The 17,178-nt window shown below is 63.9% G+C and carries 14 protein-coding genes; 7 read left to right on the top strand and 7 right to left on the bottom strand.

The features are described from left to right. Positions 1 to 131 precede the first annotated feature (131 nt). Genes QJT82_RS13985 through QJT82_RS13975 form a run of 3 tightly spaced genes read left to right on the top strand, consistent with a single transcriptional unit; the run spans position 132 to position 4,365 of the window. Positions 132 to 1,739, top strand: coding sequence for an ABC transporter substrate-binding protein (locus QJT82_RS13985; RefSeq protein ID WP_028340022.1), 1,608 nt, complete (start codon positions 132 to 134; stop codon positions 1,737 to 1,739). A gap of 20 nt (positions 1,740 to 1,759) precedes the next feature. Continuing rightward, positions 1,760 to 2,941, top strand: a complete 1,182-nt coding sequence (locus QJT82_RS13980) for an acyl-CoA dehydrogenase family protein (protein ID WP_035631299.1) — start codon at positions 1,760 to 1,762, stop codon at positions 2,939 to 2,941. Between the two features lie 23 nt (positions 2,942 to 2,964). Then, positions 2,965 to 4,365, top strand: a complete 1,401-nt coding sequence (locus QJT82_RS13975) for an LLM class flavin-dependent oxidoreductase (RefSeq protein ID WP_028340020.1) — start codon at positions 2,965 to 2,967, stop codon at positions 4,363 to 4,365. A 17-nt stretch (positions 4,366 to 4,382) separates the two neighbouring features. Here the strand turns inward: QJT82_RS13975 and QJT82_RS13970 are convergent, their stop codons facing one another. Next, complete coding sequence (locus tag QJT82_RS13970) at positions 4,383 to 5,585, bottom strand: LLM class flavin-dependent oxidoreductase (protein ID WP_028340019.1); 1,203 nt, start codon at positions 5,583 to 5,585, stop codon at positions 4,383 to 4,385. A 208-nt stretch (positions 5,586 to 5,793) separates the two neighbouring features. Between QJT82_RS13970 and QJT82_RS13965 the strand changes: the two genes are divergently transcribed. The 4 genes from QJT82_RS13965 to QJT82_RS13950 are packed head-to-tail and all read left to right on the top strand — an operon-like array spanning position 5,794 to position 9,694. Beyond that, complete coding sequence (locus tag QJT82_RS13965; RefSeq protein WP_028340018.1) at positions 5,794 to 6,780, top strand: ABC transporter permease; 987 nt, start codon at positions 5,794 to 5,796, stop codon at positions 6,778 to 6,780. 5 nt (positions 6,781 to 6,785) lie between these two features. Beyond that, the gene (locus QJT82_RS13960) at positions 6,786 to 7,763 is read left to right on the top strand and encodes an ABC transporter permease (protein WP_028340017.1); all 978 of its coding nucleotides are present in this window, start codon (positions 6,786 to 6,788) and stop codon (positions 7,761 to 7,763) included. Position 7,764: 1 nt separating this feature from the next. Further along, positions 7,765 to 8,769: an ABC transporter ATP-binding protein gene (locus QJT82_RS13955; protein ID WP_028340016.1), complete on the top strand. Its 1,005-nt coding sequence runs from the start codon at positions 7,765 to 7,767 to the stop codon at positions 8,767 to 8,769. Beyond that, entirely contained in the window at positions 8,747 to 9,694 is a 948-nt protein-coding gene (locus tag QJT82_RS13950) for an oligopeptide/dipeptide ABC transporter ATP-binding protein (RefSeq protein ID WP_028340015.1), read from the top strand. Before QJT82_RS13955 ends, QJT82_RS13950 begins: the two co-directional genes overlap by 23 nt. A 111-nt stretch (positions 9,695 to 9,805) precedes the next feature. Here QJT82_RS13950 and QJT82_RS13945 read toward each other — a convergent pair whose 3' ends face one another. The 6 genes from QJT82_RS13945 to QJT82_RS13920 form a co-directional block, all read right to left on the bottom strand. Beyond that, positions 9,806 to 11,395 (bottom strand): ABC transporter substrate-binding protein, encoded by a 1,590-nt coding sequence (locus tag QJT82_RS13945; protein ID WP_028340014.1) that lies wholly within the window; start codon positions 11,393 to 11,395, stop codon positions 9,806 to 9,808. 9 nt (positions 11,396 to 11,404) lie between these two features. Then, the gene (locus QJT82_RS13940) at positions 11,405 to 12,238 is read right to left on the bottom strand and encodes a MetQ/NlpA family ABC transporter substrate-binding protein (RefSeq protein ID WP_028340013.1); all 834 of its coding nucleotides are present in this window, start codon (positions 12,236 to 12,238) and stop codon (positions 11,405 to 11,407) included. A 158-nt stretch (positions 12,239 to 12,396) separates the two neighbouring features. Beyond that, complete coding sequence (gene groL / locus QJT82_RS13935; protein ID WP_028340012.1) at positions 12,397 to 14,022, bottom strand: chaperonin GroEL; 1,626 nt, start codon at positions 14,020 to 14,022, stop codon at positions 12,397 to 12,399. Between the two features lie 88 nt (positions 14,023 to 14,110). Then, complete coding sequence (gene groES / locus QJT82_RS13930; protein WP_028340011.1) at positions 14,111 to 14,398, bottom strand: co-chaperone GroES; 288 nt, start codon at positions 14,396 to 14,398, stop codon at positions 14,111 to 14,113. A gap of 252 nt (positions 14,399 to 14,650) precedes the next feature. Further along, complete coding sequence (locus tag QJT82_RS13925; RefSeq protein WP_028340010.1) at positions 14,651 to 15,709, bottom strand: LLM class flavin-dependent oxidoreductase; 1,059 nt, start codon at positions 15,707 to 15,709, stop codon at positions 14,651 to 14,653. Between the two features lie 244 nt (positions 15,710 to 15,953). Next, a complete protein-coding gene (locus tag QJT82_RS13920) occupies positions 15,954 to 17,177 on the bottom strand; it encodes an acyl-CoA dehydrogenase family protein (protein ID WP_028340009.1) in 1,224 nt (407 codons plus the stop codon). Between the last annotated feature and the right edge of the window lies 1 nt (position 17,178).

Raw genomic sequence — 17,178 nt, 5'->3', positions numbered from 1 at the left:
TCGCGAACGCGCCACTGCATACGTACAGCAGCAAAATTTTCATTATGCGAGGAAACGCCTAGCAGGATTGATTGTGCGATCCTTCGATGAATTACTGCGGTGAAATGTTCCCGGTTGAAACGTGATCGTCAATGAACGGACTTACGCGCAGACAACTCACGAAGGCCCTGCTGCTGACATCGGGAGCGTTCGCCGGCGGAGTGGTGCCTTCGAGGCTGCGCGCCGCGGACGAACGCAAGCACGGCGGCACGCTGAACGTCGTCATTCAGCCCGAGCCGCCGATTCTCGTGAGTCTCACGCACACGGCGGGTCCGACAACGCGCGTCAGCGGAAAGGTCACCGAAGGGCTCGTCACCTTCGATCTCGACTTCAATCCACGGCCTCAACTCGCGACGTCCTGGCAGAGGAGCGAAGACGGGCTTCGCTACCGGTTCGAGCTTCGGCGTGGCGTGAAATGGCATGACGGCCGGGATTTCACGTCGGCGGACGTCGCCTACTCGATCGATCTCCTCAAGCAGCACCATCCGCGCGGCCGCGGCACCCTCGCGTCGGTGCACGAAGTGCGCACCCCCGATCCGCATGTCGCGGAAATCGTGCTCGACAAGCCGGCCCCCTACCTGCTTGCCGCCCTGACAGCCTCGGAATCGCCGATCGTATCCCGACATATCTATGAAGGAACCGATCCGCTGGCCAATCCCAATGGGCGCGCGCCGATCGGCACCGGGCCCTTCGTCTTCAAGGAATGGAAGCAGGGCAGCCACATCCTGCTCGAACGCAATCCCAACTATTGGGATCCGGGCAAACCATACCTCGACCGCATCGTGATCCGCTTCATCGCCGATGCCAACGCCCGCGCGGTCGCGATCGAGACCGGAGAAATCCACTACGCGCCCGACACGCCGGTGCCGCTCGGACAGATCGAGGCATTGAAGGCCAATCCGGGCCTTGTCATCGAGACGCGCGGCTATGACTACCAGCCGATCGTCTACCGGCTCGAATTCAACCTTGCCAATCCCTACTTCGCCAAGCCGGAGGTCCGGCAGGCGGTCGCGCACGCCGTCGACCGCGACACCATCAATCGGGTCGTGTTCTACGGCTGGAGCCAAAACGCTCCCGCAGCGATCAGCCCGGCATTGAAGCAGTTCTACAATCCGGACATTCCCCGCCACGATTTCAATCCGAAGAAGGCCGAGGCGCTGCTCGATGCGGCCGGATTGCCGCGCGGCCCCGACGGCACGCGCTTCAAGGTCTTTCACGATTACATGCCCTACAGCGAGACCTATCAGCAACTCGGCGCCTACACCCGGCAGGCGCTCGCCAATGTCGGCATCGGGGTCACGCTGCGCGCGCAGGACGTGCCCACCTGGTTCAAACGCACCTATACCAATCGCGACTTCGACTTCATGAGCAACGGCATGAGCCACTCCTTCGACCCGACGGTCGGTGTCCAGCGGCTCTATTGGTCGAAGAACTTCAAGCCCGGCGTGCCGTTCTCGAACGGCTCGGGCTACAGCAATCCGGAGGCCGACCGGCTGCTCGAGGCCGCGGCCGTCGAGAGCGATCCGGTCAAGCGGCGCGAATTGTTCCGCGCGTTCCAGGTCATCATCGCTACCGACCTGCCCGACATCAATCTGGTGACGGGCGCCAACCTGACGATCGCCAACCGCAAGGTGCGCGATCACACCACGACGATCGATGGCCCATCCGCAAACTTTGCCGATGTCTGGCTGCAAGCCTGATCCCGCACGAGGTGCTTCCGATGAGTTTCGATCTCGATACGTCCAATTCCCATTTCGCCAAGGCGGTGCAACTGCGCGAGAGTTTTGCCCGGGACGCGGCCGAGCGTGATCGCGCCGGCGGCAAACCGCTCGAGCAACTCGCGCTCCTCAAGGACAGCGGGCTGCTCAATCTGCTGGTGCCGAAGGAATTCGGCGGCGCAGGCGAACGCTGGTCGACCGCGCTGAAGATTGCGCGTGAGTTTGCCAAGGTCGACGGCGCGCTGGGCCATCTCTACGGCTACCATTTCGGCTCCCAGCATGCCGCCCATCTGCGCGGAACGACCGAACAGGCCGCCGACATCTTCCGGCGGTCCGCGGCCGGCAACTGGTTCTGGGGAAACACCGCCAACAGCTTTTCCAAGAGCCTGTTTGGCCGGCGCGACGGCGATGGCTATGTGCTGGACGGCTATCGTCCCTTCACGTCGGGATCGCACATCGCGGACTATCTGCAGGTCGCCTGGGAGGACCGCGACACCAACGCGCGCAGCTTCGCGGCGATCCCGGCCAACCGGGACGGCATCCGGATCGAAAACGACTGGGACGGCTTCGGCCAGCGGCAGACCGGAAGCGGTCGCGTCACCTATACCGGCGTGCGCATCCAGCGCAACGAGGTGCTCGACTACAAGCCCGACGGCGGTCGGCCCTATCAGACAGTCACCCCCTTCCTGCAGCAGAGCACCCTGCTGAACGTTTTCATCGGCAGCGCGCAGGGCGCGCTGATCGCCGCGCGCGACTACACCCGGGAAAAATCGCGGCCCTGGATTCACTCGGGCGTCGAGACGCACACCAACGATCCATGGGTGAAGCGCGTCTATGGCGAGCTCTATACGCGCGTCAAAGCCGCCACGTTGCTCGCCGATGAAGCGGCCGACAAGCTCGATTGGGTCTGGTCGCGTGGCCGTGACCTCACGCTCCAGGAGCGCGGCGAGGCGGCGGTCGTGATCGCGGGCGCCAACGCCCATGCCGGCGAGGTCGCGCTCGACGTCACCAGCCGCATCTTCGAGGTGATGGGCGCCCGCTCAGCCACCATCGCCAACGGATATGACCGCTTCTGGCGCAACGTGCGGATCCACACGCTGCACAATCCGGCCGAATACAAGACGCGCAATGTCGGCACCTGGTTTCTGACCGGAGCGCATCCGGAACCGTCGACCTTCCAGTAGCAGCCCGCTTGCGAGACCTCACCGTGCCCAAGACAATCCAGGTCAACGGCTTTGCCATCTTCAGCCCGGTCCATCTCTCGCCGGGGTTATGGCGCCATCCCGACGACCGCTCCCTCGACTTCGCAACGCTGGATTACTGGACCGATGTCGCCCGGATCCTCGAGGCCGCCAGGTTCGACGCCATCTTCATCGCCGACGGCATCGGGATCCATGACGTCTACGCTGGAACCGCCGACGCTGCGCTAAGCACCGGCGCGCAGATTCCGAAACTCGATCCGATGCTGCTGGTGTCGGCCATGGCGCACGTCACCAAGCATCTCGGGCTCGGCGTCACGGCTCCGGTGTCGTATGAACCCCCCTTCACCCTCGCGCGGCGGTTTTCCACCCTCGACCATCTGAGCAAAGGTCGCGTCGCCTGGAACATCGTGACCGGCTATTCCAACGCGGCGTCTCGCGCGGTCGGCCGCGACGCCATCATGGCCCACGACCCACGCTACGATCTCGCGGACGAATTCCTCGATGCCGTCTACGCGCTTTGGGAGGGCAGCTGGGACGACGAAGCCGTCGTGGTCGATCCGGTCCGGGGCGTCATTGGTGATCCCTCGCGGATCCGCAAAGTCCATCATCAGGGCGACCACTTCAAGATCGATGCCATCCACCTCGTTCATCCCTCGCCACAACGGACGCCATTCCTGTTCCAGGCGGGCGCCTCCAACCGCGGCAAGGACTTCGCGGCGCGGCACGCGGAAGCGGTGCTCCTTGGTGAACATTCGAAGACCCGCACCGCGGCCAATGTCGCCGAGACCCGCGCACGCGCGCGGGCATTCGGCCGCGACGGCAGGGATATTCGCTTCTACGCCCTGACGACCGTGATCGTCGGCGAGACCCGTGCCGAGGCGGAAGCCAAGTACCGCGACTATCAACGCTACATCGACCCGAAGGGCTCGCTTGCCTTGCTGTCGGGCTGGACCGGCATCGACCTCTCCCGCTACAGCCTCGACGACCCGTTCCCGACAGTGAAAAAGGACAACGCGGTCACGTCGATGATCGATTCGTTTTCCAGGACCGAGCGGCCATGGACGATCCGCGAGATCATCACGCACAACGGAATCGGCGGCCGCGGCCCCGTGATCATCGGCTCGCCGGACGAGGTGGCCGACCAGCTTCAGGCCTGGGTCGATGAGACCGACATCGACGGCTTCAACCTCAGCTACGCCGTGACACCCGGCGGATACCGGGATTTCGCCGAGCTCGTCGTGCCTGAATTGCAACGGCGCGGCGTCTACAAGACCGAATACGCCCCCGGCACGTTGCGCGAGAAGATATTCGGCCCCGGTCAGGCCCGCCTGCCGTCGTCGCATCCCGCCGCCCGCTTCCGCCACGAGGCAACCGCCGCGCGGCGGCCTGAAGTCACCTCCGTTTGATCCGCATGGCCATGCGCTCAACCGACCTCGGGATTCGGCACGGCATGGCGCAACCCGGCCTGCTCCATCAAGGGCAGCACTCGCCGGCCGAAGAAGTCGAGATCCGGCTTGAAGTCGAAGAAGCTCAGCTGCAGCCCGTCGATCCCGGCCTCCTTGAGCTGCACGAATTGCTCGACGACCTGCTCGGGCGTACCGATCACCTCGATATTGCCGCCGATGGCGCGGCGCTTCGGCGCGTCAACACCCACCCGTCCCTTCCAGGCATGCGCATCGCTGGCGAAGTTCTGCATGCTCGCGACCGGATCGAGATGGTCGACGATCGCGTCATGGTACTGCCGGGTCTCCCGTTCGGTCTCGCGGCAAATGACCATGGGATTGAGCAGCGTCCGCACCTCCCGTCCGACATCGACCGCCGATTGCTTGACGCGCTGGACATGCGCGGGCAGCGCTTGAATCGCATTTTCAAACGAAGAGCCGGCGGGGCTCGTGACGAAGACGATATCGGAGTAGCGGCCGGCGAATGCAATCCCGGCGTCGGACCCGGTGGCGTTGACCAGGATGGGCCGCCCGAACCGCGGCTTGGGCGTCACGAAGGCGTTGCTGAGGCGCCATGGCGACTGGCCGGTGAAGGAAAAATTCTCCTGGTCGGTCCACAGTCGCTGCAGCACCTCGATGAATTCGGCCGCCAACTCATAACGCCGATCGTGCTCGATCTGGTTCCAACCGAACGCCTCGTGCTCGATGGCACGGTGGCCGGTCACGACATTGATGCCCCAGCGACCACCCGAAATGTGATCCAGCGTCGCGCCGTACTTGGCGAGATGCAGGGGATGGATCGGCCCATAGAGCACGTGGATGGTCGAGATCAGCATGATCCGCGACGTCACGGCAGCGAGCGATGCCGTGGTGATGAAGGAGTCGAGCGCCTCCCCCGTGAACACGCCGCCATAGCCGCCCTTGGGCAGCCATTGCGAGAGCGCAAAAACGAGATCGAAGCCGAACGCCTCGGCGTCGAGCGTGAGGTCGCGATTGTAGTCGAAGGTCCAGGTCGTGGATCGCGGCAAGGTCGACGCGCTCCAGCCGCCGGCCTGGATCGGCAGGAACAGCCCGAGCAGCAACGGCTGCTGCAGCGCCTTCGACAGAGGGCTGTCGGGAAACTGCGTCGGGCTCGGAAACAGCGGCGAGCCAACGATGTCGCCCGGCCTGTGCACTATCGTCATGATCATGTCCGTCGTGATGATGCGTGCGGACGGCGGCTTGGCCGCAACATCGAACAGATCGCACGCGAATGCATCGACGTTGACGACGCGTATTGCCGTTGTCAACCGAGCCTCGTCATCGGAGCTGCACGATCGCCGTGCCCGCGCGCAAGCAGGAGCGCGGCGCGGATAACTGCATTTTTGCCACGCCACGGAAGTTAGAACAAACATGTCGAGCATCCAGCGCATCGCGAAGACTTTTCGTCGTACGATCTGGCAGGCGATCCCGACGGTGATCGGAATCATCATCATCAATTTTTTTCTGCTCCAGCTTGCGCCGGGCGATGCCGCCGATGTGCTGGCGGGAGAATCGGGATCCGCAACGGTCGAGACCATCGCGGCGTTGCGGGCGCGCTTCGGCCTCGATCAGCCGCTTCTGCTGCAGCTCGTCGCCTATCTCGACAATCTTGCGCATTTCAGCCTTGGGTTTTCGCCGCGCTACAACCTGCCCGTCGCCGACATCATCGGCCAGCGTCTGCCCGGCACCGTGGCCTTGATGGCCACCGCCCTCGTCATCGCGCTCGCCGGCGGTATCGCGCTCGGCATCGTGATGGCGACCTTTGCCGGGCGATGGCCCGACCGGCTGATCTCGATCGTGGTGACGCTGTTCTACTCGGTCCCCGGCTTCTGGATCGGCCTGATGCTGATCCTGCTGTTCTCGGTCAAGCTGGGGTGGTTGCCGAGCGGCGGCGCGGCGACGATCGGCGCGAACATCAGCGGCTTCGACCTCCTGATCGATCGTGCCCGCTACATGGTGCTGCCCGCTCTGTCGCTGGCGCTGTTCTACATCGCGATCTATTCCCGGCTGGCACGCGCTGCCATGCTCGAGGCCCAGGCTCAGGACTATGTACGGACGGCGGCGGCGAAGGGGCTCTCCCCGCTGGCGATCACGGTGCGTCATGTCCTGCGCAACGCTCTGTTGCCCGTCACGACCGTGGCCGGCATGCATTTCGGAGGGCTGCTCGGTGGTGCCGTGGTGGTCGAGACCGTCTACAGCTGGCCCGGTCTCGGCCGCCTCGCCTTTGAAGCGGTCATGAGCCGCGACTTCAGCGTGCTGCTCGGAATCCTCCTGCTTTCTTCGTTGCTCGTGATCGTCGCCAATGTGGCGGTCGATCTCGTGCAGGCCTGGCTCGACCCTCGCATCGAAACCCGCTAGCCATCATGACTGACGCCACCCTGGACTCTGCTCCCGCAACCGGACGTTCGGCCGACGACAAGCCACGCGCCTTGCCACATCAACCCGAATGGCCGAACCTTCATGCGCCAGACACGCATGTGATCGCGCCCATCGTGGAGCATGATCGCCCACAACTGATCCGTCGCCTACGCCGGAATCCGTCTTTTGTCGCCGGGACCGCCTTGCTGCTGCTGATCGTCGCGGCAGCCGCCCTCGCCCCCGTGTTCTACCCCGGCGATCCCCTCTCGATGGTCGCGCGGCCGCTGCTGTGGCCAGGGCAGGATTCCTCGTTTCCTCTCGGAAGCGACTCCCTGGGCCGCGACCTCGCTGCCGATCTCATGCATGGGGCGCGAATATCGCTCCTGATCGGCTTCGTCGCGACCACGATCGGCCTTGTCGTCGGCATATCCGTAGGCGCTGTTGCAGGCTACCGCGGCGGCCGCGTCGACGATTTGCTGGTCCGGATCATCGAGCTGTTTCAGACCGTGCCGAGCTTCATCCTGCTGGTCGTGCTGGTCGCGATCGCCCAGCCTTCGATCGTGACGGTGACCTGGGCGATCGGACTTGTCACCTGGCCGACCATCGCCAGGCTGGTCCGGGCCGAGTTCAGGGTGCTGCGGGAGAAGGAGTTCGTCATGGCCGCCCGCAGCCTCGGCTTTGGCCACACCCGGATTGTCGTTCGCGAGATTCTGCCCAATGCGCTTCCGGCGATCATCGTCACGTCTTCGGTGATGGTGGCGACGGCGATCCTGATGGAGGCGGCGCTGTCCTTTCTCGGCCTCGGCGATCCGAACGCCGTGAGCTGGGGCAGCATGATCGGCTCCGGTCGCGAGTTGATCAGGACGGCGTGGTATCTGACCGCCCTTCCCGGGCTCGTCATCGTCATGACCGTGCTGTCGCTGAACCTGATCGGTGACGGACTGACCGACGTGCTCAACCCTCGTCTCAGCCGGGAGCGCTGATATGCCCGCTCTGCTCGACATAAGCGGCCTGACGATCAGCTTTCCGAACGCGACGCCGGTGCGAGACCTCTCCTTCAGCGTTGCGCCGGCGGAAACGCTGGCCATCGTCGGCGAGTCCGGCTCGGGGAAATCGCTGACGGCGCTTGCGCTGATGCGGCTGCTGCCGAGCACCGCGCAAATCGCAACCGGCCGGATCCGGCTCGGTGATGACGACCTGACGGCGCTCCCCGAGATCGAGATGCGGCGGCGCCGCGGCCGCGACATCGCGATGATCTTCCAGGAGCCGATGACGTCGCTCAATCCGGTGCTGACGATCGGCCGGCAGATCGCCGAAGTGTTGCAGGTGCATCGGGGTCTCTCGAAAGCACAGGCGCGCCGCGAAGCCGCCGAACTGCTCGATCTCGTCCGCATTCCAAATCCCGAGCGCTGCCTGGACGACTATCCGCACCGGCTGTCCGGCGGCATGCGTCAGCGCGTCATGATCGCCATCGCGGCCGCGTGCCGGCCGAAGGTCCTGATCGCGGACGAGCCGACGACGGCGCTGGATGTGACCATTCAGGCGCAGATGCTCGAACTGCTCGATCGGCTGCGGCGGGAGCTGTCGCTGTCGCTGCTTCTGATTACCCACGACCTCGGTCTGGTCGGACAATGGGCCGACCGCGTCGTCGTGATGTATGCCGGCAGAAAGGTCGAGGAAGCACCGCCCGACGAATTGTTCGGCCGCCCCTTGCATCCATATACACATGGGCTGCTGGCAGCCTCGCCACGGTTGCACGACGATCTGCACTACCGGAACGCCAGGCTCTCCGAAATTCCCGGCAGTATCGCCTCGGCCGCTGCCGAACCCGGGTGCCCGTTCGCACCGCGTTGTCCAGCCCGGCAAAGCCTGTGCCGCGACCATTTCCCGGTCGAACGGTCCGCCGCGCCACGACGGCGCCTCGCCTGTCACGTCGAATCCGCCAATCTGTCGCACGGTCTGCCGCATGACGCATCTGTCGGTCTCTGAACTCAAGACCACGTATCACGTGGGTGCAACAGCGGTGCACGCCGTCGACGGCGTGTCCCTCGACATCGCGCCGGGCGAGACCGTCGGCCTGGTCGGAGAGTCGGGCTGTGGCAAGTCGACGCTTGGCAAGTCCATCCTGAGGCTCGTTGAACCTGCGGCGGGCCGGATCAAGTTCGACGGCACCGATCTCACCGCGCTGCCCGAGCGACGGATGCGCGCCTACCGGCGCCGGTTGCAGATGGTGTTCCAGGATCCCTTTGCCTCGCTCAATCCACGCCAGACCATCGGCGACATCCTGATCGCCCCGCTCAATGTCCACGGCATCGGCTCGCGCGCCGACCGGCGCGAGCGTGTCGGAGCGATCCTTTCGCGGGTCGGCCTGCCGGAAAACGCGGCCGCGCGCTACCCGCACGAATTTTCCGGCGGCCAGCGGCAACGCATCGGCATTGCGCGGGCCTTGATCCTGAACCCCGATGTGATCATCTGCGACGAGCCGGTATCCGCTCTCGATCTGTCCGTGCAGGCCCAGATCCTGAACCTGCTTGCCGACATCAAGCGCGACCTGAAGCTGTCGCTTCTGTTCATCTCACACGACCTCTCAGTGGTGAGGTACCTTTCGGATCGTGTGCTGGTGATGTATCTCGGGCGCATCGTCGAGAGCGGCAGCCATGAACAGATCTGGAAAGCGCCGCTGCATCCTTACACCCGCGCCCTCATCGACGCCGTCCCCGATCCCAAGCGGCGCCGCTACGCAGCGCCGTTGCCGGGCGATCTGCCCGATCCTCGCAACGCGGTCAAAGGCTGCCGTTTCCGGCCGCGGTGCCCGCTTGCGACTGCGCTGTGCGAGCAACAGGATCCCGAACTGCGCTTGAGCCGGTCAGGCCAGCGCGTGGCGTGCCACCATGCCGATCTGGCGACGAGCTAGAGCGTTTTCGAGCGAAGGTGGATACCGGTTCGCGTGAAGAAAACGTGTCAAAACAACAATCTAGAGCTTCGGTTCTGATTCAATCAGAACCGAAAATGCTCTAGATACCGCTCAGCTGCGCAACCAAACATTGGCGAAATTGCCCTGAACGCCCGCACTGTCGACGGTGTGGCCGACGACACGGCGGTTGTAGACGGTGACGGGCTTGCTGAGCATCAGCGGAAGAACCGGAAGCTCATCCGCGACGATCTCCTGGAAGCGATCGATCAGCGCCTTGCGTTTGCCGGCGTCGGCCTCCACGGCGATCTCGGCAAACAATCTGTCGACTTCCGGATTGGCGTAATGGCTGGCATTGGTGAACGCCACGCCCTTGCGGAAGTTGTCGCTGGTGTAAAACCGCTGCAGCCCGACCGTCGGATCGAACATGTTGGTGAAGGGATGGAACGTGAAATCGTAGTCACGATCGGTATAGACCCGCTTCAGATAGCTCGGAAAATCCTGTCCGCGGACGGTGACATCGATGCCGACGGCGGCGAGCGCGCTCTTCAGCGCCTCGCCGCTGCGCTTGAAGTTCTCGCCGAAAGGCTGGAAGTCGTGCGTCAGCGCAAAGCGCCAGCGCCCTTTCAGGGGGAAGCCGGCTTCATCGAGCAAGCTGGCCGCAGTTTTCGGATCGTAGGGGTACGTCGGGACCTTGGAGTTGTAGAACCGCTTCAAGGTCGGGCTGACGATGCTGACCGTACGCTCTCCAAGCCCATACCAGGCCACGTTCAGGATGACGCCGGGATCGACCGCATGGGCGATCGCCTTGCGAACCTTGTTGTTCTTCAGGATCGGATGGTCGAGATTGAACTCGAGACCATAGAGCGTCGGAGAGTATTCATAGCCGCGCGTCTCGAGGCCGAGATGCGGCAGCTTCTGGAAGCGTTCGACGTCCAGCGGTGACACGGGCGTTGAACCGCCGAGGTCGAGCTCTCCGGTCTCGAATGCCACAGCGCGCGCCGCACCATCCGGGATCACCCGTACCAGCAATACATCGAGGTACGGCTTCGGGCTGTCCCAGTAGTCTGGATTGCGGACATAGCTGACATAGTTGCCGAGCACCCACTCCTTGAACAGGAAGGGCCCCGTGCCGATCGGAGCGCGATTGTTCGGGTTCTGTAGCGGATCACCCTTGCCTTCGTAGAGGTGGCGCGGAACGATCGGCGACTCGCCTGCCGCCAGCGCATAGAGCAGGTAAGGCGCCGGCCGGGACAACTTCAGCAACACGGTATGCGCATCGAGCGCAGTGGCGTCGAGCAGGTTGGCGAATGTCGTGCGCCCGCGCGGATGGGCCGATTTCAACAGGCCGATGGAAAACGCCACGTCGGCTGCCGTGAACGGCTGGCCGTCGTGCCATTTGACGTTCCGCCGCAGCTCAAAGCGGTATTGCAGCCCGTCCTCGCTGACGCTCCAGGCGGTTGCGAGCTGGGGCCTGGGATTGAGCTCGAAGTCGTAGGTCAGCAGTCCCTCGACAACCTTGGTGCTCGCCTGGACGGCCGGTCCCTCCGTCGTGTTGAAGCAGACCAGCGTCGTCGGCTCCGGATGAATCACGAAGGTGAGCCGACCTCCGGCGCGCGGCGCGCCCCCCTGCGCCCGCGCCGCGGAAGCCGCAAGGCTAGCCGCGGCTCCCGCAACGAAGGCTCGTCGGGACATCGAGATCATCGCCACCTCCTAGGAGCCCGGAAAGCTCACCAGCGATCCGTAGAGTTCACGCAGCTTGGCGTGGACCGCCTCCGAGCCGCGGTAGACGGCTATAAAGCGTTTGAGGCGTTCATCGTCCTTCAGTTCCGGGCGGGTCACGAACTGAAAAGCGTAGATCGGGTCGTTCTCGAAGATCAGGCCCGACGACGGATCGAGCCCCGCAAGTTTGGCAAACGTCGGATACGTCGCCGCGGCATCGACATCGTCGAGCGAGCGCGCAATCTGGGGACCTTCGAGCTGCACCAGCTTCAGCGGCTTGCGGTAGGCGACGATGTCTTCCAGCTTCGCGCGGTGGTCGGCACCCGGCCTGAGCTCGATCAGCCCAGCCTTCTTGAGCAGCAGCAACGCCCGTCCCGTGTTGACGGCGTCACTCGAGATCGCGATCCGTGCATTGTCAGGCAGATCCTGGATCGACTTGTACTTCCTGGAATAGAGCCCGAACGGCGTGCTGAACGCGGGCGCGACCGGCACGAGAGCATAGCCGGCGTTGCGGATGCTGAACTCCAGGAACGGAACGTGCTGGAACAGGTTGGCGTCGATCTCCTTTTCCGCGACCGCGCGGTTCGGCGTATTCCAGTCGTTGAACTCGATCAGCTCGACGTTGATACCCTGCGCCTTGGCTTCGCGCGCCGCAATCTCGGCGGCCTGGTTCGATATGCTGGTCGCGAGCCCAATGCGCAGCGGTCTTTCATCGGCCCGAGCCATCGCTCCGCCGACGAGCGCAGTGACGGCCAGGCCGAGCGCTGCGCACAGCCTTCGTCGCGACAGGCTGGATGGCTGATGCGGCCTTGCTTGTAACGCCATTTCACTCTCCCAATATTCGGTTCGGGCCGGTTCAACGGCTGGTCGTTCACGACGAAGCGACCGTCGCGAGGGACATCCGATCAAAGCCGCCATTCGATCGCGTCCCTCGCGACAGTCCGTTCTGCTCGATCAGCCGGCGATGCTGCCGGCTGGGCCGCTCAGAACTCTCCCCCCGCCCCCGGAGCCGCAATTCCCGACTTGTCCTTTGGCAGTTCGGCCACCAACGCCTCCGTCGTCACGATCAGCGATGCGACCGAGGCGGCGTCCTGCAGCGCGGTGCGGACGACCTTGGCCGGGTCGACGATGCCGGCTTCGATCAGGTCGACATACTCCTCGGTCTGCGCGTTGAAGCCGAAGGTCGGCGACCTGTTCTCGAGGATCTTCCCGACCACGATGGAGCCTTCGACACCGGCGTTCTCGGCAATCTGCCGGATCGGACTTTCCAGCGCCTTGAGGACGATGTTGATCCCGGCCTGCACGTCGGCATTGCCGTGGTTCAGCCGGCCGATAGCGGCCTTCGCCCGCAGCAGCGCGACCCCGCCGCCCGGCACGATGCCCTCGGCGATCGCCGCCCGGGTGGCATTGAGCGCGTCGTCGACACGGTCCTTCTTTTCCTTGACCTCGATCTCGGTCGCCCCGCCGACGCGAATCACCGCAACACCGCCCGAGAGCTTGGCGAGACGCTCCTGCAGCTTCTCGCGATCATAATCCGAAGTGGTCTCCTCGATTTGCGCCTTGATCTGCACGATCCGGCCGTCGATATCCTTCCGCTTGCCCGAGCCGCCGACCACCGTCGTGTTCTCCTTGTCGATCCGCACCCGCTTGGCGCGGCCGAGCTGCGACAGGGTCACGTTCTCGAGCTTGATGCCGAGCTCGTCCGAAATCGTCTGACCGCCTGTCACGATCGCGATGTCCTCGAGCTGCGCCTTCCGCCGATCGCCGAATCCGGGCGCCTTGACCGCAGCCACCTTGAGGCCGCCGCGAAGCCGGTTGACGACCAGGGTGGCAAGCGCCTCGCCCTCGACGTCCTCGGCGATGATCAACAGCGGCTTGCCGGACTGCGCGACTGCCTCGAGCACCGGGAGCAGCGGTTGCAGGGAGTTCAACTTCGATTCGTGGATCAGAAGATAGGGATCCTCGAACTCAACCAGCAGCTTGTCGGCATTGGTGACGAAATACGGAGATAGATAGCCGCGATCGAACTGCAGGCCTTCCACGACGTCGAGCTCGGTATCCAGGCTCTTCGCCTCCTCGACGGTGATGACGCCGTCGTTGCCGACCTTCTTCACCGCGTTCGCGATGATCTTTCCGACCGCGACATCGCCATTGGCCGAGATCGTGCCGACCTGAGCGACCTCTTCCGAGGATTGCACCTTTCGCGCCCGCTTCTCGATATCCTTGATCGCCTCCGCGACCGCAAGGTCAATGCCGCGCTTGAGGTCGAGCGGATTGAGGCTCGCCGCAACGGCCTTTGCGCCTTCCCGGACAATGGCCTGCGCCAACACAGTCGCTGTCGTGGTCCCGTCGCCGGCGAGGTCGTTGGTCTTCGAGGCGACCTCGCGCAACAGCTGCGCGCCGATATTCTCGTACCGGTCCTCGAGCTCGATCTCCTTGGCGACCGTCACGCCGTCCTTGGTGATGCGAGGCGCGCCGAACGACTTTTCGATGACCACGTTGCGGCCTTTTGGGCCGAGCGTCACCTTGACGGCATTGGCCAGCGTATCCACGCCGCGCAGCAGGCGGTCGCGGGCGTCGACCGAGAATTTCACGTCCTTTGCAGCCATGTACATTGTCCTTCATGCAAAACTGTCCCTGCCTCGCGCCAGACCGCGAAGCATGACATCGTTGGGGAATGAGTTTGGTGGCGAGGGTCTAGGCGATCACGCCGAGAATGTCGGATTCCTTGGCGATCAGCAGATCCTCTCCATTGATCTTGACCTCGGTTCCCGACCACTTGCCGAACAGAACCCGGTCGCCCTTCTTCACGTCGAGCGGAAGCAGCTTGCCGGTCTCGTCGCGGGCGCCGCTGCCGACGGCGACGATTTCTCCCTCCTGCGGCTTCTCCTTGGCGGTATCGGGAATGATGATTCCTCCCTTGGTCTTGTTGCTCTCCTCAATTCGACGGATCACCACGCGATCGTGCAGCGGACGGAAGCTCATCAGGACAACCTTCGAAAATCTTGGTGTGGACGCTCGCACATCAATGTCGCGGTCGCGTCTCCGCGTGCAGCAATGATGTCTTCAAAACGTAATGGTCGCGACCAATTCGTGTCCATGGCAAATTGCATGGCGGTCGTGGACGATTGCTGCCGGCCGAGAGCGAGGCAATGAAATGTTTCGACTGGCACAATCTGATGGTGAGCGGTTGGCCCACCGCGTCGGTGAAAGTCGCTCAGACCGTCGATGCGACACCTAGGCGGCTCTGGCCTGCAAGCGCCGCACGCGCGGGATCACGTGCTCGGCAAAGCGCTCGATGTTCTCCTCGACCGGCTGAAACTGCAGCATGAACAGTTCGACGCCGATCGCATTGAACTCCAGGATGCGCTGCGCGACCGTGTCGTAGCTTCCGACCAGGCGCGCCGAGGTCCCGCCATTGGTCCCCACCCTTGCCTCCTTCGCAGCGGTCTTGAACATTTGCGCGTCCGGGTCGGCATTGGCGACCAGCCGGGCACGTGTTGGCTTGTCCTGCTCCGAGATCGCAAACAGCTGTGCCAACTCGGCATCGGCTTCAACCCCGGTTTCGCGCGCGACCACGAACGCGGACATTCCGAACCGGATCGGCGGCCCGCGCCGGGGTCTGCGGGCGACGTCCTGGATCAGCGCCCGGACATCCTCAAGCGGTTGCCCGTTGATGAAGTAGACGTCAGCAGCGTCGGCCGCCAGCGCGCGCGCCGCCTCCGACTCGCCGCCGAGGTAGATCGCCGGACGTGGCCGGAACTGGTCGCGAGGCCGAAGCTGATAGCCGTCGATGTTGAAATGGTGTCCGTGAAAATCGACCCGTTGGCCCGATGTCAGCCGCTCGACGATCTCGACCCACTCCCGTCCAAAGGCATAGCGATCGTCATGGGCCGGAAAGCCGATGCCCGAGCGTTCCAACTCGGGACGATACCAGGCGTTGACGAGATTGATGCCGAACCGGCCCTCGCTGATATTCTCGATCTGGAGCGCCATCTTGGCCAGCACCACGGGGTGCACCAGCAAGGGCTTGATCGCCGCGATCAGCTCGATCCGGCTGGTCAGCGCGGCAAGCGCCGCCGCTCCGGTCCAGTTCTCGAGCAGATCCTGATCGTCGCCGCTCGGATGGATGATGTGCTGGGCAAGCAGTGTCGATTCATAACCGAGCTCCTCGAGCTTGAGAATCTGGCGGCGGACGCGTCCCCAAGACGCATCGGGAGGGTCGAGCGGATGATGCCGCGACGCCCACGCGCCATGCGTCAGCGCCCACACGCCAAATCGTAGAGGTAATGCCATCGATCAAATCCCTCTCGCCTGCGCCGAGAGACCTCGAGCCTCACCGCTGGCCCCGCCTTAAGCGCGCTCCGACGCGCGCATAGTGAACACACGCCATGCGGTTATCAATCGAGCGGCGAGAAAAGCGATGAATGCTGCCCCGATATCGGGCTAGCAACACGTTCCTTCCACGGTACGACGTGAAGAAAGCAAAACTGTCGGAGAGACGGCGACGTCTTCGACAAGCCGGAACGCCCTCGCTATTTCACGGCGTCCCGATCCGGTACTGACCGGGCGGAAGCGTTCCGTTCACGGCAAAATCGCCGACGATACGGTCGCGATAGACCCGCGGATTATGGTTGGCGATGGTTCTGGCATTTCGCCAATAGCGATCGAGCGCGAGGTTGCGCGCCGCGGATGATGCGCCGAGCGCATCGAAGAAGATCGTTGTCGCTTCGAGAATGAGGGTGGAAACAACCGTGACGGCCTGATCAAGCTCGATCTCGGCGATGGCAACCGCGCCTGCGGTTCGCTCCTCGTCGCGGGACAGCTGCGCCTCATGCGCGCGCTGCAGCGCCTCGGCGACCTTGAGCACGATCGCACCCGCGGCGTAGGCGTTTCCGCGCACGCGGCCGACGACCTGGAGAATCTGCGGATCGGATGCGACACTGCTCGCATTGCCATGACTGAACACCCGCGTGCGCTGCTTGACCAGGCGCGCAACGTCGTTGGTCGCGGCGCGGCCGATCCCGGCCAGCGTCGCAAGATGCACGAGCTGGTAGAACGCATTGGAGTATTTGAACCGCTCGGTCACAGGAATGACCTGGTTTCCCTCGACCGGAACATCCTTGAAAATCGTCGTTCCGCTCGCCGTGAGCGCCTGGCCAAAACCATCCCAGTCGTCGAGCACCTCGACCCCAGACGAATGGCGGGATACGACGACGCCCACCGGATCGCCACTCTCGTGCTGAGCCGCGATATTGATCCAGTCGGCGAACAGCGTGCCTGTCGTGTAGTACTTTCGGCCGTTCAGCACCAACTGCCCGTCCTTGTTCGAAACCGTCGTCGAAAACGCCTGCAACTTGTTGTCGCCGACCTCGCTGTGCCCGTTGCCGAACAGGGTCTTCTCGCCGATCCGCCGCAGCCAAAGCTCGCGACGCTTCGGATCGGGCGAGTTGAGCACGTCCTCGGTGAAGCCGAAGTGCGAACGAAGCGAATTGGTGACGTTCGAATCGGCCTCCGACAGCTCGATCAAGAGGTTGAAAAGCTCCGGCAGCGTAGCGCCAGGGCCGCCAAACTGCTCGGGGACACGCACGGTCGTGAAGCCGGCCGCGCGCAGCGCCTTGATTTCGTCATAGGGCAGGCGGCGCTCGAGATCGCGCGCGACAGCCGTATCCCGGATCGAGCGGAACAGCGGCCGAAACGGCGCCGCAAGATCCTCATAGCGTGCCGACGGACCGCTGCCCCAGGCTTGATCGATTTGCGTCATC

The organism is Bradyrhizobium sp. Mp19, from assembly GCF_029952935.1.
Taxonomy (GTDB): domain Bacteria; phylum Pseudomonadota; class Alphaproteobacteria; order Rhizobiales; family Xanthobacteraceae; genus Bradyrhizobium; species Bradyrhizobium elkanii.
The sequence above is the reverse complement of the archived record's forward strand: the minus strand, read 5'-3'. Positions and strand labels throughout refer to the sequence as shown.

Bases quoted from the DNA above. Each gene is read 5' to 3' on its own strand.
- QJT82_RS13985 (WP_028340022.1), top strand. From the start codon at position 132: ATGAACGGACTTACGCGCAGACAACTCACGAAGGCCCTGCTGCTGACA.
- QJT82_RS13980 (WP_035631299.1), top strand. From the start codon at position 1,760: ATGAGTTTCGATCTCGATACGTCCAATTCCCATTTCGCCAAGGCGGTG.
- QJT82_RS13970 (WP_028340019.1), bottom strand. From the start codon at position 5,585: ATGACGATAGTGCACAGGCCGGGCGACATCGTTGGCTCGCCGCTGTTT.
- QJT82_RS13965 (WP_028340018.1), top strand. From the start codon at position 5,794: ATGTCGAGCATCCAGCGCATCGCGAAGACTTTTCGTCGTACGATCTGG.
- QJT82_RS13960 (WP_028340017.1), top strand. From the start codon at position 6,786: ATGACTGACGCCACCCTGGACTCTGCTCCCGCAACCGGACGTTCGGCC.
- QJT82_RS13955 (WP_028340016.1), top strand. From the start codon at position 7,765: ATGCCCGCTCTGCTCGACATAAGCGGCCTGACGATCAGCTTTCCGAAC.
- QJT82_RS13950 (WP_028340015.1), top strand. From the start codon at position 8,747: ATGACGCATCTGTCGGTCTCTGAACTCAAGACCACGTATCACGTGGGT.
- QJT82_RS13945 (WP_028340014.1), bottom strand. From the start codon at position 11,395: ATGATCTCGATGTCCCGACGAGCCTTCGTTGCGGGAGCCGCGGCTAGC.
- QJT82_RS13940 (WP_028340013.1), bottom strand. From the start codon at position 12,238: ATGGCGTTACAAGCAAGGCCGCATCAGCCATCCAGCCTGTCGCGACGA.
- groL (WP_028340012.1), bottom strand. From the start codon at position 14,022: ATGGCTGCAAAGGACGTGAAATTCTCGGTCGACGCCCGCGACCGCCTG.
- groES (WP_028340011.1), bottom strand. From the start codon at position 14,398: ATGAGCTTCCGTCCGCTGCACGATCGCGTGGTGATCCGTCGAATTGAG.
- QJT82_RS13925 (WP_028340010.1), bottom strand. From the start codon at position 15,709: ATGGCATTACCTCTACGATTTGGCGTGTGGGCGCTGACGCATGGCGCG.
- QJT82_RS13920 (WP_028340009.1), bottom strand. From the start codon at position 17,177: ATGACGCAAATCGATCAAGCCTGGGGCAGCGGTCCGTCGGCACGCTAT.